Source organism: Streptomyces sp. NPDC001544, from assembly GCF_042894285.1.
Taxonomy (GTDB): Bacteria; Actinomycetota; Actinomycetes; order Streptomycetales; family Streptomycetaceae; genus Streptomyces.
Genome location: NZ_JBIAVN010000017.1, coordinates 72,230 through 87,250 on the forward strand (window position 1 = coordinate 72,230; position 15,021 = coordinate 87,250).

Below are 15,021 nucleotides of genomic sequence, written 5' to 3' on the forward strand. Positions count from 1 at the left end.
AAGATGAGCCGTTCCGCACACCCCGCCGGGCCCCGACACGCCGACGTCCTCCCCGAGGGCCACTACTCCGCCCCTCCCACCGACCTCAACGCCCTCGACCCGAAGGTCTGGGCCCAGACCGTCACCCGTGATGCCGACGGCGTCGTCACCGTCGGTGGGACCAACGTCAAGGACCTCGCCGAGGCGTACGGGACCCCCGCTTACATCCTCGACGAAACCGACTTCCGTGCCCGCGCGCGGGCCTGGCGTACCGCCTTCGGAGCCGACGCCGACGTGTTCTACGCCGGGAAGGCGTTCCTGTCCCGTGCCGTCGTGCGGTGGCTGCATGAAGAAGGGCTCAACCTCGACGTGTGCTCCGGTGGGGAGCTGGCCACCGCCCTCTCCGCCGGCATGCCCGCGGACCGCATCGCCTTCCACGGCAACAACAAGTCCGAGAGCGAGATCCGGCGGGCCATCGAGGCCGGGGTGGGCCGGATCGTCCTCGACTCGTTCCAGGAGATCGTGCGCGTCGCCCACATCGCCCAGTCACTCGGTCGCCGGCAGCGGGTGCAGATCCGTATCACCGTGGGCGTCGAAGCGCATACGCACGAGTTCATTGCCACCGCCCACGAGGACCAGAAGTTCGGCATTCCGCTCGCTGGCGGACAGGCCGCCGAGGCCGTGCGGCGGGCGCTGCAGCTCGACGGGCTGGAGCTCATCGGGATCCACTCCCACATCGGGTCGCAGATCTTCGACATGTCCGGGTTCGAGGTCGCCGCGCACCGTGTTGTCGGGCTGCTCAAGGACATCCGCGACGAGCACGGGGTCGAGCTGCCTGAGATCGACCTTGGCGGGGGCCTGGGTATCGCTTACACCAGTGACGACGATCCCCGCGAGCCCCACGAGATCGCCAAGGCCCTCACCGAGATCGTCACCCGCGAGTGCGATGCCGCCCGGCTGCGTACGCCCCGTATCTCCGTCGAGCCCGGGCGGGCCATCGTCGGGCCCACCGCCTTCACGCTGTACGAGGTCGGCACCATCAAGGCCCTCGACGGGTTGCGGACGTACGTCTCCGTCGACGGCGGCATGTCCGACAACATCCGCACCGCGCTGTACGACGCCGAGTACAGCGTCGCCCTCGTCTCGCGTGTCTCCGACGCCGCGCCGATGCTGGCACGCGTGGTCGGCAAGCACTGCGAGAGCGGGGACATCGTGGTGAAGGACGCGTTCCTGCCCGCGGACCTGGCACCCGGTGACCTCATCGCCGTACCGGCGACGGGCGCCTACTGCCGGTCCATGGCCAGCAACTACAACCACGTGCTCCGGCCGCCCGTCGTCGCCGTCAACGACGGTGAGGCGCGCGTCATCGTCCGCCGCGAGACGGAAGAGGACCTGTTGCGCCTCGACGTCGGGTGAGTACAACAAGAGACACCCCGGCGGCACCCATCGCTCGCGGCCGGAAGATCTACGGTCTTCCCTGTCCCCCGTAATGAAATAGATGTCTCACGATCCGGACATGGGGCAGAAAGTCCCGTTCGGTGAGTGAGACTGGTCCAACCGTGACGGTATGAGGAAACGAGGTCGGATGATGCGTACGCGTCCGCTGAAGGTGGCGCTGCTGGGCTGTGGGGTTGTCGGCTCAGAGGTGGCGCGCATCATGACGACGCACGCCGCCGACCTCGCCGCCCGCATCGGTGCCCCCGTCGAGCTCGCGGGCGTGGCCGTACGGCGGCTCTCCAAGGTGCGTGAGGGCATCGACCCGGCGCTCGTCACCACCGACGCCACCGCGCTCGTCAAACGGGGTGACCTCGATGTCGTCGTCGAGGTCATCGGCGGGATCGAGCCCGCCCGGACGCTCATCACCACCGCCTTCGAGCACGGCGCGTCCGTCGTCTCCGCCAACAAGGCGCTCCTCGCCCAGGACGGCGCCGCCCTGCACGCGGCGGCCGAGGCGAGCAACAAGGACCTCTACTACGAGGCCGCCGTCGCCGGTGCCATCCCGCTGATCCGCCCGCTGCGCGAGTCCCTCGCCGGTGACAAGGTCAACCGGGTGCTCGGGATCGTCAACGGGACGACGAACTTCATCCTCGACAAGATGGATTCGACCGGTGCCGGGTACCAGGAGGCGCTCGACGAGGCCACCGCGCTGGGGTACGCGGAAGCCGACCCCACCGCCGACGTCGAGGGCTTCGACGCCGCCGCCAAGGCCGCCATCCTCGCCGGGATCGCCTTCCACACCCGGGTCCGCCTCGACGACGTCTACCGTGAGGGCATGACCGAGGTGACGGCGGCCGACTTCGCCTCCGCCAAGGAGATGGGCTGCACCATCAAGCTGCTCGCCATCTGCGAGCGGGCGAAGGACGGCGCCTCCGTCACCGCGCGCGTGCACCCCGCGATGATCCCCCTGAGCCACCCGCTGGCCTCCGTGCGCGGCGCCTACAACGCCGTGTTCGTCGAGTCGGACGCCTCGGGACAGCTGATGTTCTACGGTCCCGGCGCCGGCGGCGCGCCCACCGCCTCCGCCGTGCTCGGCGACCTCGTCGCCGTCTGCCGCAACCGGCTCAACGGGTCCACCGGGCCCGGCGAGTCCGCGTACGCAGCGCTGCCCGTCTCGCCCATGGGCGACGTCGTCACGCGCTACCACATCAGCCTCGACGTCGCCGACAAACCGGGTGTTCTCGCCCAGGTGGCGACCGTGTTCGCCGAGCACGGGGTGTCGATCGATACCGTGCGACAGCAAGGACGACCGGGTGACGACGGTGAGGCCTCCCTCGTCGTCGTCACCCACCGCGCCTCCGACGCCGCCCTGACCGGCACCGTCGAGGCGCTGCGCAAGCTCGACACCGTGCGGGGTGTCGCCAGCATCATGCGGGTTGAAGGAGAGTAACCAGCAATGACCCACCAGTGGCGCGGAATCATCGAGGAGTACCGGGACAGGCTGCCGGTATCCGACAGCACGCCGGTCGTGACGCTCCGCGAGGGCGGCACGCCGCTCGTGCCCGCGCAGCTGCTCTCCGAGCGCACGGGCTGCGAGGTCCACCTGAAGGTGGAGGGCGCGAACCCCACCGGGTCCTTCAAGGACCGCGGTATGACCATGGCCATCAGCAGGGCCAAGGAGGAGGGTGCGAAGGCCGTCATCTGCGCCTCCACCGGAAACACCTCCGCCTCCGCCGCCGCGTACGCCGTGCGTGCCGGGATGGTCTCCGCGGTGCTCGTGCCGCAGGGCAAGATCGCGCTCGGCAAGATGGGGCAGGCCCTCGTGCACGGCGCGAAGATCCTCCAGGTCGACGGAAACTTCGACGACTGCCTCACCCTCGCCCGTGCGCTGAGCGACAACTACCCCGTGGCGCTGGTGAATTCGGTCAACCCGGTGCGCATCGAGGGGCAGAAGACGGCCGCCTTCGAGATCGTGGACATGCTGGGCGACGCCCCCGACATCCACGTCCTCCCCGTCGGCAACGCGGGCAACATCACCGCGTACTGGAAGGGGTACAAGGAGTACGCCGCCGACGGCGTCGCCTCCAGGACGCCCCGCATGTGGGGCTTCCAGGCCTCCGGCAGCGCCCCGATCGTGCGCGGCGAGGTCGTCAAGGACCCGTCGACCATCGCCACCGCGATCCGCATCGGCAACCCGGCCTCCTGGCAGTACGCCCTGGCGGCACGGGACGAGTCGGGCGGCTTCATCGACGAGGTGACGGACCGTGAAATCCTGCGCGCCTACCGGCTGTTGGCCGCGCAGGAGGGCGTCTTCGTGGAGCCCGCGTCCGCCGCGTCCGTGGCCGGTCTGCTGAAGGCGGCCGAGCAGGGCAAGGTCGACCCGGGGCAGCGGATCGTGTGCACGGTCACCGGCAACGGCCTGAAGGACCCCGACTGGGCCGTCGCGGGCGCCCCGCAGCCGGTCACCGTCCCGGTCGACGCGGCCACCGCCGCCGCGCGGCTCGGCCTCGCCTGAGATCGGACGGCCGGGTTCGCCGTCCCGGGTCCGCCGCAAGCGCGGTCCGCTCTCCGAGGTCCGCCCGTCCGGGAGCCTGGGAGCGTGGCATCCGCCGGGACCGCCGCGCCAGGCAACCCGGCGACCCCCTGTGGCGTCTCATCCCTGGGGACTCCCCAGGGAGGGGGCACAGGAGGCCCACGACACGCATCGTGCGCCTCCTGTGCGCCCTATGTCGCCACAGAACCTTCCTTCGATAGGCTGTACCGAACCCGCCCACTGCATATGCCTCGCATATGGCAGGGTGCCGCGCCGTCTGTGCGGCCCTGAGGGGCTCAGGTACGTATCGAATGTCATTCGACCATCACGCAGCTCAAGGAGAGTCATCGAGCGATGGCCGGTCCAGCGTTCCGCGCCGCCGCCGTCCGGGTGCGCGTCCCCGCCACCAGCGCCAACCTCGGCCCGGGCTTCGACGCCCTGGGCCTCGCGCTGGGGCTCTACGACGACGTCGTCGTCCGGGTGGCCGACTCCGGGCTGCACATCGACATCGCGGGTGAGGGCAGCGAAACGCTCCCGCGTGACGAGAGCCACCTTCTCGTCCGCTCCCTGCGCACCGCCTTCGACCTGCTCGGCGGCCAGCCGCGCGGCCTGGAGATCGTGTGCGCCAACCGCATTCCGCACGGCCGTGGCCTCGGCTCCTCCTCCGCCGCCATCTGCGCCGGCATCGTCGCCGCGAGGGCGGTGACCATAGGCGGCGAGGCCAGGCTCGACGACACCGCGCTGCTCGAACTGGCCACCGAGATCGAGGGGCACCCCGACAACGTCGCGGCGTGTCTGCTCGGCGGCTTCACGCTCTCCTGGATGGAGGCCGGCGCCGCACGGGCGATCAGGATGGAGCCCGACGATTCCATCGTTCCGGTGGTTTTCGTGCCCGGAAAGCCGGTACTGACAGAGACGGCGCGCGGACTGCTGCCGCGCACCGTGCCGCACGTCGACGCCGCCGTCAACGCGGGCCGCGCCGCACTGCTCGTCGAGGCCCTGACCAGGCGCCCCGAGCTGCTGCTGCCGGCCACCGAGGACCGTCTGCACCAGGAGTACCGCGCCCCGGCGATGCCGGAGAGCGCGGCGCTGGTGGAGCGGCTGCGGGAGGACGGGATCCCCGCGGTCATCTCGGGCGCGGGACCCACCGTCATGGCGCTGGCCGACGTCGACACCGCCGACAAGGTGGAAAAGCTGGCGGGCCCGGGGTGGGCCGCCAACCGGCTGAACCTGGATGTCCAGGGAGCGAGCGTGCTGCCGCTTGCGACCTGACACACGGTTGCCGGATTTGGAGAGGGGGAATGTTTGTTGGATCCGGTAGTGTTAATCTCAAGTCTGCACCCGACCCCACCATGGCGAGGTGCTTCGTGTCCCCGTCCGGGACAGACATTCTTCCGGGAGCCTCCCAAGCCACTCCGTGTTCCGTATGTCGTACCTGGTCAGTACGTCGTACACGTGCACTGAGCGGGCCGCTGGGCACGCTCCGGAATCGGTGCTACCCCACCACGTGACACTGGGTGCCACGATTCGAGGAAGCGCCATCACCAGATATCTCTTCCGCCGCTTAGGCGGACCACCGCCCCGGCTTGGTTCACAGAGACAGAACCGAAGCCGGACAGCACAAACGGTCGCCGAGCCAGACAGGCCGACGTCCGCTCCAGGGAAGGACCCTTCGTGAGCGACACCACCGATCTGATGGGCGCACGTGTCGAGGAGACCGCTGCCGCGCCCTCCACGGACGCCTCCGCGCCTGCCACCGGTGCCGGCTCCCGGCGGCGCCGTGGTACCGGCCTCGAGGGCATGGTGCTGGCCGAGCTGCAGCAGGTCGCATCCGGCCTCGGCATCAGGGGCACCGCGCGGATGCGCAAGAGCCAGCTGATCGAGGTCATCAAGGAGGCGCAGGCAGGTGGCGGCGCCGCCCCGGCCGCCAAGGCCGAAGCCCCCGCCGAGACCAAGCCGAAGCGCCGGGCCACCTCCAAGGCCCGTACGGGCGAGGAGGCCGCCGGCAAGAAGGCCGAGAAGGCCGTCGAGGCGCCCGCCGAGCAGGCCGTGGCCCAGCAGCAGATCGAGATTCCCGGCCAGCCGGCCGGGGGCAACCGCGTGAGCGAAGCCGAGCGTGGGGGAGACGACGCCCCCGTCGAGCGTCGCCGCCGCCGCGCCACCGCCGACGCGGGCGCCCCGGCGGGCAGCGGTACCGAGACGATCGCCGCCGAGGCGAAGAACGAGCCCAAGGCCGAGACGTCGGCCCAGCAGGGCCAGCAGGGCCAGTCGCAGGGTGACGCCCCCAAGGGCGACGCCGGTGACGGCGATGGCCGCGGCCGGCGCGACCGCCGTGAGCGCGGACGGGACCGCGACCGCGGGGACCGTGGCGACCGCGGTGACCGCCGTGGCGGCAAGGGCGACGACCAGCAGGGCCAGGGCGGCGGCCGTCAGGACCGTCAGCAGCAGGGCCAGCAGCAGGGCGGCGGCCGTCAGGACCGGGGCACCGGTCCGCAGGACGACGACGACTTCGACGGCGGACGCCGTGGCCGTCGCGGCCGCTACCGCGACCGCCGTGGCCGCCGTGGCCGCGACGAGATCGCCGAGCCGCAGGTCGCCGAGGACGACGTCCTGATCCCCGTCGCGGGCATCCTCGACATCCTGGACAACTACGCCTTCATCCGTACGTCGGGCTACCTGCCGGGTCCCAACGACGTCTACGTCTCCCTCGCCCAGGTCCGCAAGAACGGCCTGCGCAAGGGCGACCACGTCACCGGCGCGGTCCGCCAGCCCAAGGAAGGCGAGCGGCGCGAGAAGTTCAACGCGCTGGTCCGCCTGGACTCCGTCAACGGCATGGCGCCCGAACACGGCCGCGGCCGCCCGGAGTTCAACAAGCTGACCCCGCTCTACCCGCAGGACCGCCTCCGCCTGGAGACGGACCCGGGCGTGCTGACCACCCGCATCATCGACCTCGTCGCGCCGATCGGTAAGGGCCAGCGCGGTCTGATCGTGGCCCCGCCGAAGACCGGCAAGACCATGATCATGCAGGCGATCGCCAACGCGATCACCCACAACAACCCCGAGTGCCACCTGATGGTCGTCCTCGTCGACGAGCGTCCGGAAGAGGTCACCGACATGCAGCGGTCGGTCAAGGGCGAGGTCATCTCCTCGACCTTCGACCGTCCGGCCGAGGACCACACCACGGTCGCCGAGCTCGCCATCGAGCGCGCCAAGCGCCTGGTGGAGCTGGGCCACGACGTGGTCGTGCTGCTCGACTCCATCACCCGTCTGGGCCGTGCCTACAACCTGGCCGCGCCCGCCTCGGGCCGCATCCTGTCCGGTGGTGTCGACTCGACCGCCCTGTACCCGCCGAAGCGGTTCTTCGGTGCGGCGCGGAACATCGAGGACGGCGGCTCGCTGACCATCCTCGCCACCGCGCTGGTGGACACCGGGTCCCGCATGGACGAGGTGATCTTCGAGGAGTTCAAGGGCACGGGCAACGCCGAGCTGAAGCTCGACCGCAAGCTCGCCGACAAGCGCATCTTCCCGGCGGTGGACGTGGACGCGTCCGGTACCCGTAAGGAAGAGATCCTGCTCGGGAACGAGGAGCTGGCGGTCGTCTGGAAGCTGCGGAGGGTGCTGCACGCGCTTGACCAGCAGCAGGCGATCGAGCTGCTGCTCGACAAGATGAAGCAGACGAAGTCGAACGTCGAGTTCCTGATGCAGATCCAGAAGACGACGCCGACGCCTGGCAACGGGGACTAGTCGCCGTCGGGCTGAGGGTTCTTCGTCGGCTGCGGGTCGTCCGTGGCTTGTCGCGCAGTCCCCCGCGCCCCTTCAAGGCCGCCCCCCGTCACGACAGTGACGGGGGGCGGCCTTTTGGCGCTGAGTAGGGCGGGGCGCGTCATGCGTCCCTTCCATCTCATGCACCCCCTGGGGAACCCTTGAGCACAACCCTGCCCCGCGGCGGTCGGCACAGACGTCGGGTACGTTTCGGCCTTCCGCTCGCCGCCGCCGGTGTCGCCGCGGCCGTCGCCGCCGCGCTGATGACCTCGTCCGCCGGCGCGGCCACCGCGCCGCCGACGCCGACGGTCAAGCCCGCCACCAGCTCGCCCTCGCTCAGCGAGCTGAAGAAGCGCGTCGCGGGCGCCCTCGCCGGTGACGACACCGCCGGACAGACGACACGGAAGTCGTCCCTGAGCGCGAACACGAGCGGCAGCACCAGCACGAACACCGCCACCGTCGACCCGAAGATCATCGGCGGTACCGACACCACCATCACGTCGGCGCCGTGGATGGCCCAGCTCTGGTACTACGACGACAAGGGCACCACCGACACCAGCGACGACACCGGCTTCTTCTGCGGCGGCTCGGTCGTCGCGCCGACGAAGATCCTCACCGCCGCGCACTGCGTCAAGGGCTACGACTGGCACGCCCACGGCGCCGTCATCACCGGCACCTCGCAGCTCGCAAGCGACGACGGCTCGGGCGGCACCGACCTGCACGGCGGAACGGCCACCGGCGTCTGGCGGCAGTGGAACCACCCGTCGTACAACGCGACCACCATCGACAACGACCTCGCCGTCCTCACCCTGCCGGTCGCCGTCAAGGCCACGCCGATCCGCATGACGACCTCCGATGACACGGCCTCGTACACCGCGGGCAAGAGCGCCACGCTCTACGGCTGGGGCCGCACCAGCTCCGGCAGCCAGGACATCTCCGACACGCTGAAGACGGCCACGCTGCCCATCCAGTCGGACAGCACCTGCGCCGGCTACTACGGTACGGACTTCCTCAAGGGCCACATGGTCTGCGCGGGCAAGCCCGCCACCGGCAGCGACACCGGCACCACCTCCGCCTGCAACGGCGACTCCGGCGGCCCGCTGATCGTCGGCGGCCGGATCGTGGGCGTCGTCTCCTGGGGCGTGGCCAACTGCGTCTCCAAGGGCGCCTACAGCGTCTTCACCAAGGTCAGCACCTACGTCGGCGCCGCCTACCCGCGCGTCGACGACACCAACCTCAGCGGCGACCACAAGGCCGACCTGTGGGTGCGCAACTCGTCCACCAAGAGCGGCTACGAGAAGGACTCCACCGGCAGCGCGTTCGGCGCCCGCCAGTCCTGGGGAAGCTGGGACGGCGTCAACGTCGTCCTGCAGGCCGATCTCGACCGCGACGGCTACCAGGACCTGATCACCCGCGAAAGCGCCTCCGGTGCCGTCTTCTGGACGCACTACGTCCCCTCCAGCGGCTCCTGGGCCATGCAGCAGATCTTCGACAACTGGAAGACGCGCACCCGGATCATCGCCCCCGGCGACCTCACCGGCGACTACCTGCCCGACCTGCTCTCCGTGGACTCCGCCGGCACCCTGTGGCTCTACCCGGGCAAGGGCAACGGCAGCTTCTCCGCGCGCGTGCAGGTGAGCACCGGCTGGAACCAGTACAACTCGGTACGCGGCCACGGCGACTTCACCGGCGACGGCAAGGCCGACCTGCTCGCGCGCCAGAGCAGCACCGGCGACCTCTACCTGTACAAGGGCACCGGCAAGTCCGGCTCCGGGGCGTTCTCCGGCCGGATCAAGGTGCGCAGCGGCTGGACCGGCTACAACGCCTTCGACGCGGTCGGCGACGTCGACGGCGACGGCAAGGCCGACTTCCTCGCCCGCACGCCCGGCGGCACGCTGTACCTGTACAAGGGCACCGGCAAGGCGACCAGCGAGATCTTCGCCACAAGAGTCTCCGTCGGTACCGGTTTCGACCAGTACGACATCTTCGGATGAACGCGCAGGTGAGACGGGACTGACCCGCTCACCCGACTACGGACCGTGCCCACCGTCGCACACGGTGGGCACGGTCCGTTGTGCAACCCTTTTCCGGGTTTCCCCGTCTGACCCGGTGGAGTGACCATGGTGCGGTAAGGGTGCCGCGACACCAGGTCTGTTCCTGAAAACAGGGGGTAGCCGACCGGACGAGAATTCGAGGAGCGCATGTCTGCCGAGAGCACGCCGGAGCCCGCCATAACCGAGCCCGGCACCAGAGGCCGCCGCCGAGCCAAGGGGCGCCGCCGCAAGGCCGCCAGCGGGCGCCGCAAGGCCCTGCTCGTCACCGCCTGGACCGCGGCGGGCGTCTTCGTGGTGGGCGGAACCGGGCTCGGATACGTGTACTTCAAGCTCAACGGCAACCTCAAGAGCGTCGACATCAACCAGGCGCTCGGCAACGACCGGCCGGCCAAGGCCGACAACGGCTCCGAGAACATCCTGGTCCTCGGCTCGGACACCCGCTCCGGCTCCAACCGGAAGCTCGGCGGCGGCACCGACGACGGCAGCGCCCGCTCCGACACGGCGATGATCGTGCACATCTACAAGGGCCACAAGAAGGCCGCCGTGGTCTCCATGCCGCGCGACACCCTCATCGACCGCCCCCAGTGCACCGACACCCAGGGCAGGACCCACCCCGCCGCCAAGGCGGTCATGTTCAACGAGGCGTACTCCACCGGCGGCGCCGCCTGCACCGTGAAGACCGTCGAGTCCCTCACCGGACTGCGCATGGACCACTACCTCGAGGTCGACTTCGCCGGCTTCCAGAAGCTCATCGACGAGCTCGGCGGCGTGAAGGTCCACACCACCAAGAACATCGACGACCCGCAGAGCCACCTCGACCTCAAGGCCGGCACGCACCAGCTCACCGGCAAGCAGGCCCTCGGCCTCGTACGCACCCGGCACGGCGTCGGCGACGGCTCGGACCTCGGCCGCATCCAGCTCCAGCAGGCCTTCGTCAAGGCCCTGGTCAACCAGGTCAAGGAGATCGGCGTCTTCACCAACCCGAAGAAGCTGTTCGACCTCGCGAACACGGCCACCAAGACCGTCACCGCCGACTCCGAGCTGGGCTCCGTGAACTCCCTCAGCGACTTCGCGAACGGCCTGAAGGGCATCAGCTCCTCGCAGATGCACATGGTCACGATGCCGGTCCAGTACGACCCCACGAACCCCAACCGCGTCCTCATCCAGCGGACCAAGGCCCAGCAGGTCTGGACGGCCCTCAAGAACGACAAGCCCATCCCGGCGAGCGCCACCAAGGACGCCGCCAAGGGCGAGGCCAACGGCGTCGTGACTTCGTCGTAGGCGCCCCAAAGGGGCGCGGGGAACTGCGCGACCAGCCACGAACAACCTGCACCCGCCAACGGCGACAAACCGGCACCCCGTCATGCGCAACGTCCCCAGTACCCCCTAGGGAATAGAACCCGCGCACCCCCGGTTTTGGGAGATGGTCCCAGTCCTGGCAGACTGGTACGTCGGCTCCGGTTCACGCCCCCGCACCCCGCGGAGCGACCCGGCGCCCTCCCGAAACCTAGGAGACACCTTGAAGCGCGACATCCACCCCGAGTACGTCGAGACGCAGGTCAGCTGCACCTGTGGCGCGTCGTTCACCACCCGTAGCACGATCCAGAGCGGCACCATCCGCGCCGAGGTCTGCTCCGAGTGCCACCCGTTCTACACGGGCAAGCAGAAGATCCTCGACACCGGTGGCCGTGTGGCCCGCTTCGAGGCCCGCTTCGGCAAGGCCGCCGGCTCCAAGAAGTAGCGAGCGCCGATTCGCCGGTCCACGGCCGCGACCCCTCCCCGGAGGGCGTCGCGCCGGGACCGGCGTTTTTGGTCGCCCGCCAGCCCTTCATCCGCAGTACAGGAGCCCCAAGATGTTCGAGGCCGTCGAGGAACTCGTCGCCGAGCACGCCGACCTGGAGAAGAAGCTCGCCGACCCGTCGGTCCACTCCGACCAGGCCAACGCGCGCAAGCTGAACAAGCGCTACGCCGAGCTCACCCCGATCGTCGCCACGTACCGCTCCTGGAAGCAGACGGGCGACGACGTCGAGACCGCGCGCGAATTCGCCGCCGACGACCCCGACTTCGCGGCCGAGGTCAAGGAGCTGGAGAAGCAGCGCGAGGAACTGACCGAGAAGCTGCGCCTGCTGCTCGTCCCGCGCGACCCCAGCGACGACAAGGACGTCATCCTGGAGATCAAGGCGGGCGCGGGCGGCGACGAGTCCGCCCTGTTCGCCGGCGACCTGCTGCGCATGTACCTGCGCTACGCCGAGCGCGTCGGCTGGAAGACCGAGATCATCGACGCCACCGAGTCCGAGCTCGGCGGCTACAAGGACGTCCAGGTCGCGGTGAAGACCAAGGGCGGCCAGGGCGCCACCGAGCCCGGACAGGGCGTGTGGGCGCGGTTGAAGTACGAGGGCGGCGTGCACCGCGTGCAGCGGGTGCCCGCGACCGAGTCCCAGGGCCGTATCCACACCTCCGCCGCCGGTGTCCTCGTCACCCCCGAGGCCGAGGAGGTGGACGTGGAGATCAACCCCAACGACCTCCGCATCGACGTGTACCGCTCCTCCGGACCCGGCGGCCAGTCCGTGAACACCACCGACTCCGCGGTGCGCATCACGCACCTCCCGACCGGGGTCGTCGCCTCCTGCCAGAACGAGAAGAGCCAGCTCCAGAACAAGGAGCAGGCACTGCGTATCCTGCGCTCCAGGCTGCTCGCCGCGGCGCAGGAGGAGGCGGAGAGGGAGGCCGCCGACGCGCGCCGCAGCCAGGTCCGCACCGTCGACCGCTCCGAGAAGATCCGCACCTACAACTTCCCGGAGAACCGCATCTCCGACCACCGCGTCGGCTTCAAGGCGTACAACCTGGACCAGGTCCTGGACGGCGACCTCGACGCGGTGATCCAGGCCTGTGTCGACGCGGACTCGGCGGCGAAGCTCGCGGCCGCGTAGGACACGTAAGCCGCGTACGCAGGCCACGCAGGCCACGCACAGACGAAGTACCGAGTACCGGAGGACGAGCGTGCAGCAAGAATTTGGGGGGCGGCCCCCAAGCCCCCGCAGCGTGCTGCTCGCGGAGGTGGCGCAGGCCACCCAGCGGCTGGCCGACGCCGGCGTGCCCTCGCCGCGCACCGACGCCGAGGAACTCGCCGCGTTCGTGCACGGCGTGAAGCGGGGCCAGCTCCACTCCGTGAAGGACTCCGACTTCGACGCCCGCTACTGGGAGGTCATCGCCCGGCGCGAACAGCGCGAGCCGCTGCAGCACATCACCGGGCGGGCCTACTTCCGCTACCTCGAACTGCAGGTCGGGCCAGGGGTGTTCGTGCCCCGGCCGGAGACCGAGTCCGTGGTCGGCTGGGCCATAGACGCGGTGCGCGCCATGGACGTCGTCGAGCCGTGCATCGTGGACCTGTGCACCGGCTCCGGCGCCATCGCGCTCGCCCTCGCCCAGGAGGTGCCGCGCTCCCGCGTGCACGCCGTGGAGCTGTCCGAGGAAGCCCTCCAGTGGACCCGGAAGAACATGGAGGGGTCCAGGGTCGACCTGCGCCAGGGCAACGCCCTGGACGCCTTCCCCGACCTCGACGGCCAGGTCGACCTGGTCATCTCCAACCCGCCGTACATCCCGCTCACCGAATGGGAGTACGTGGCCCCCGAGGCCCGCGACTACGACCCCGATCTCGCGTTGTTCTCCGGGGAGGACGGTCTCGACCTCATCCGCGGTCTGGAACGCACGGCACACCGGCTGCTGCGCCCCGGCGGAGTCGTCGTCATCGAGCACGCCGACACCCAGGGCGGCCAGGTGCCCTGGATCTTCACCGAGGAACGGGGCTGGGCCGACGCGGCCGACCACCCCGACCTCAACAACCGCCCCCGGTTCGCGACGGCCCGCAAGGCGCTGCCGTGACCACCAGCACTTCCCACCCGCAGCAGTACGTGTACGAGGAGGCCCGTTAGACATGGCACGGCGATACGACACCAACGACGCGACCGACCGCGCGACGGGTCTGCGCGAGGCCGCCTCCGCCGTCCGCCGGGGCGAACTCGTGGTGCTGCCCACCGACACCGTGTACGGCATCGGCGCGGACGCGTTCTCCTCGCAGGCGGTGGCCGACCTGCTCGACGCCAAGGGGCGGGGCCGCAACATGCCCACGCCCGTGCTGATCGGCTCCCCGAACACGCTCCACGGGCTCGTCACCGACTTCTCCGAGCTGGCCTGGGAGCTGGTCGACGCGTTCTGGCCGGGCGCCCTGACGCTCGTCACCAAGCACCAGCCGTCCCTGCAGTGGGACCTGGGGGACACCCGTGGCACCGTCGCCGTGCGCATGCCGCTGCACCCGGTCGCCATCGAACTGCTGACGGAGGTCGGCCCCATGGCCGTGTCGTCGGCGAACCTCACGGGCCACCCGGCGCCGGAGAACTGCGACGCCGCCCAGGAGATGCTCGGCGACTCCGTCTCCGTCTACCTCGACGGCGGACCGACCCCCGGCAACGTGCCGTCGTCCATCGTGGACGTCACCGGTGAGGTGCCGCTGCTGCTGCGCGAGGGCGCGATCTCGCCGGACGAGCTGCGGAAGGTCGTACCCGACCTCGAGGTGGCGAATTGACGGCCCCTGACGCGGGGCGTGGCATAGGCGGCGGTCGCTACAGCGCGGAGGAGACGACGACGTTCGGGTTTCCGCGCGACAGCTTCCGCATCCTCCACGTCAGCACAGGCAACGTGTGCCGCTCGCCGATCACCGAGCGGCTTACCCGCCATTTCGTGGCGGAGCGGCTCGGGGTCCTGGGCCGTGGGCTGATCGTGGAGAGCGCCGGCACCTGGGGCCACGAGGGGGCGCCCATGGAGGCCAACGCGGAGGCGGTGCTGGCCGACTTCGGCGCGGACGCCTCCGGCTTCGTGGGGCGGGAGCTGCTGGACGAGCACGTGATCATGGCGGACCTGGTGCTGACCGCTACGCGGGACCACCGGGCGCAGGTGATCTCCATGGGGCATTCGGCCGGTCTGCGCACGTTCACCCTGAAGGAGTTCACCCGTCTGGTGCGGGCGATAGACCCGGCGACGCTGCCTCCGCTGGAGGACGGGCTGGTGACGCGGGCGCGGGCGCTGGTGCGGGCCGCTGCGGCGTTGCGGGGGTGGCTGTTGGCGCCCACCGCCGAGGCGGACGAGGTGTACGACCCTTACGGGGCGCCGCTGCCGTTCTTCCGGTCGGTGGGGGACGAGATACATGAGGCGCTGGATCCTGTGGTGACCGCGCTGACCGGGGTGGCGGCCCGGGCGTAG

12 protein-coding genes are annotated in these 15,021 nt (G+C 70.2%); all 12 read left to right on the forward strand.

All coding sequences use genetic code 11. The annotated features are described in order from the left end of the window. Positions 1-3: 3 nt before the first annotated feature. A complete protein-coding gene (lysA, locus tag ACFY0F_RS31755) occupies positions 4-1,395 on the forward strand; it encodes a diaminopimelate decarboxylase (protein ID WP_388801949.1) in 1,392 nt (463 codons plus the stop codon). Between the two features lie 169 nt (positions 1,396-1,564). Next, entirely contained in the window at positions 1,565-2,866 is a 1,302-nt protein-coding gene (locus tag ACFY0F_RS31760; protein WP_388801952.1) for a homoserine dehydrogenase, read from the forward strand. 6 nt (positions 2,867-2,872) lie between these two features. Continuing rightward, the gene (gene thrC / locus ACFY0F_RS31765; protein ID WP_388801955.1) at positions 2,873-3,931 is read left to right on the forward strand and encodes a threonine synthase; all 1,059 of its coding nucleotides are present in this window, start codon (positions 2,873-2,875) and stop codon (positions 3,929-3,931) included. Between the two features lie 372 nt (positions 3,932-4,303). After that, complete coding sequence (gene thrB / locus ACFY0F_RS31770; RefSeq protein ID WP_388801958.1) at positions 4,304-5,221, forward strand: homoserine kinase; 918 nt, start codon at positions 4,304-4,306, stop codon at positions 5,219-5,221. Between the two features lie 402 nt (positions 5,222-5,623). Next, positions 5,624-7,693, forward strand: coding sequence for a transcription termination factor Rho (gene rho / locus ACFY0F_RS31775; protein ID WP_388801961.1), 2,070 nt, complete (start codon positions 5,624-5,626; stop codon positions 7,691-7,693). 281 nt (positions 7,694-7,974) lie between these two features. Further along, positions 7,975-9,705 carry a trypsin-like serine protease gene (locus tag ACFY0F_RS31780; protein ID WP_388802210.1) on the forward strand — a complete coding sequence of 577 codons (1,731 nt, stop codon included), beginning with the start codon at positions 7,975-7,977 and terminating at the stop codon, positions 9,703-9,705. Positions 9,706-9,912: 207 nt separating this feature from the next. Continuing rightward, complete coding sequence (locus ACFY0F_RS31785; protein ID WP_388801964.1) at positions 9,913-11,046, forward strand: LCP family protein; 1,134 nt, start codon at positions 9,913-9,915, stop codon at positions 11,044-11,046. Between the two features lie 238 nt (positions 11,047-11,284). Then, positions 11,285-11,506: a 50S ribosomal protein L31 gene (rpmE, locus tag ACFY0F_RS31790; RefSeq protein WP_059301453.1), complete on the forward strand. Its 222-nt coding sequence runs from the start codon at positions 11,285-11,287 to the stop codon at positions 11,504-11,506. 112 nt (positions 11,507-11,618) lie between these two features. Then, complete coding sequence (gene prfA, locus ACFY0F_RS31795) at positions 11,619-12,695, forward strand: peptide chain release factor 1 (protein WP_388801966.1); 1,077 nt, start codon at positions 11,619-11,621, stop codon at positions 12,693-12,695. Positions 12,696-12,807: 112 nt separating this feature from the next. Beyond that, entirely contained in the window at positions 12,808-13,647 is an 840-nt protein-coding gene (prmC, locus tag ACFY0F_RS31800) for a peptide chain release factor N(5)-glutamine methyltransferase (RefSeq protein WP_388801968.1), read from the forward strand. 52 nt (positions 13,648-13,699) lie between these two features. After that, positions 13,700-14,347, forward strand: coding sequence for an L-threonylcarbamoyladenylate synthase (locus tag ACFY0F_RS31805; RefSeq protein ID WP_388801971.1), 648 nt, complete (start codon positions 13,700-13,702; stop codon positions 14,345-14,347). Beyond that, positions 14,344-15,021: a protein-tyrosine-phosphatase gene (locus ACFY0F_RS31810; RefSeq protein ID WP_388801974.1), complete on the forward strand. Its 678-nt coding sequence runs from the start codon at positions 14,344-14,346 to the stop codon at positions 15,019-15,021. The genes ACFY0F_RS31805 and ACFY0F_RS31810 overlap by 4 nt, the downstream gene beginning before the upstream one ends.

Bases quoted from the DNA above. Each gene is read 5' to 3' on its own strand.
- lysA (WP_388801949.1), top strand. From the start codon at position 4: ATGAGCCGTTCCGCACACCCCGCCGGGCCCCGACACGCCGACGTCCTC.
- ACFY0F_RS31760 (WP_388801952.1), top strand. From the start codon at position 1,565: ATGATGCGTACGCGTCCGCTGAAGGTGGCGCTGCTGGGCTGTGGGGTT.
- thrC (WP_388801955.1), top strand. From the start codon at position 2,873: ATGACCCACCAGTGGCGCGGAATCATCGAGGAGTACCGGGACAGGCTG.
- thrB (WP_388801958.1), top strand. From the start codon at position 4,304: ATGGCCGGTCCAGCGTTCCGCGCCGCCGCCGTCCGGGTGCGCGTCCCC.
- ACFY0F_RS31780 (WP_388802210.1), top strand. From the start codon at position 7,975: ATGACCTCGTCCGCCGGCGCGGCCACCGCGCCGCCGACGCCGACGGTC.
- ACFY0F_RS31785 (WP_388801964.1), top strand. From the start codon at position 9,913: ATGTCTGCCGAGAGCACGCCGGAGCCCGCCATAACCGAGCCCGGCACC.
- prfA (WP_388801966.1), top strand. From the start codon at position 11,619: ATGTTCGAGGCCGTCGAGGAACTCGTCGCCGAGCACGCCGACCTGGAG.
- ACFY0F_RS31805 (WP_388801971.1), top strand. From the start codon at position 13,700: ATGGCACGGCGATACGACACCAACGACGCGACCGACCGCGCGACGGGT.